The following is a 1,008-nucleotide window of genomic DNA, read 5'->3' as shown; positions in this document are numbered from 1 at the left end:
AGGTATCTATAGCAATGGGGTTCCACCTCTTCCCATCCCGAACAGAGAAGTTAAGCCCATTAGCGCCGATGGTACTGCCGAAAGGTGGGAGAGTAGGTCGATGCCAACTTTTAAGCGTCTTATTCCTCAGCGGAGTAAGACGCTTTTTTTATGCCCTAAAGTCAAAAGAAAATTACGATCCCGATAAATATCGGGAAAAAATTACGAATTGAAACTGCTTCTGATTCCAGTTGAAACTTCCTCCCAACACGATCCCTGGTCTATTGTTATTCTAATTACTCATCACCCATTGATAATTGCTAATTATTAATTTCTATTCTCGCAAATATTCCCTCTCAGAGAATAATATATTAAGACGTTATTCAGAATATCCATAATGAATTTATAAAATCGACATCATCTCCAAGTGATATCTGTTCTCTTTTGCCATTCTAAGATCCCATTACTCATTAATTGATATTCCAGCTTATTATAAGCCTTCTTATAAGTTAATCTCGGTCCAGGAACACCTATCCACTCAATTATCAAGTTTTAAACCTTGGATAATTATTCTTATTAATAAAATAATGAAAGCTAAATATATTCTTATTTACTTTTTCTGAATCTAAAGAATGAACGATTAACAGAATATTAAAAGAGATTTGATCTTTATTTTCTGCAAGGCTGGTTAGAGAAATAAATACAGCCTGTCATTAATCAAACTTTACCCCTGACGTTACCCCTTTATATTCCTCAGTTTTGAGTCCTGTAAATCTTAGATAAAATCTTTTTTTTAGAAAATGGTTGCTGTCTGTCAGTGGCTTAAGTCTTAATTCAAATAAACTTTATAAAACCATTAGGAAAGGTAGAATAAAAAGTCTTATATTTGCACTCGCTTTAAGAGAGAGGCTAAGATCTTTGAATCGTTTGTAAGTGTTGAAAACGTTGGGTAATCCTGATGAAAACAATTAAAAAATAAACGAAAAAAGATTTGCAAGTTTAGAATTAAAGTTCTTATATTTGCAGCCG

Annotated in this window: 1 rRNA gene; it reads left to right on the top strand. The window is 33.1% G+C overall.

The features are described from left to right. The first annotated feature begins 1 nt into the window (after position 1). A 5S ribosomal RNA gene (rrf, locus tag EMN46_RS18595) occupies positions 2 to 109 on the top strand. Positions 110 to 1,008: the final 899 nt, after the last annotated feature.

This window comes from Ancylomarina sp. 16SWW S1-10-2, assembly GCF_009669305.1.
GTDB lineage: Bacteria > Bacteroidota > Bacteroidia > Bacteroidales > Marinifilaceae > Ancylomarina.
This window is presented reverse-complemented; position numbering and strand designations above follow the sequence as displayed.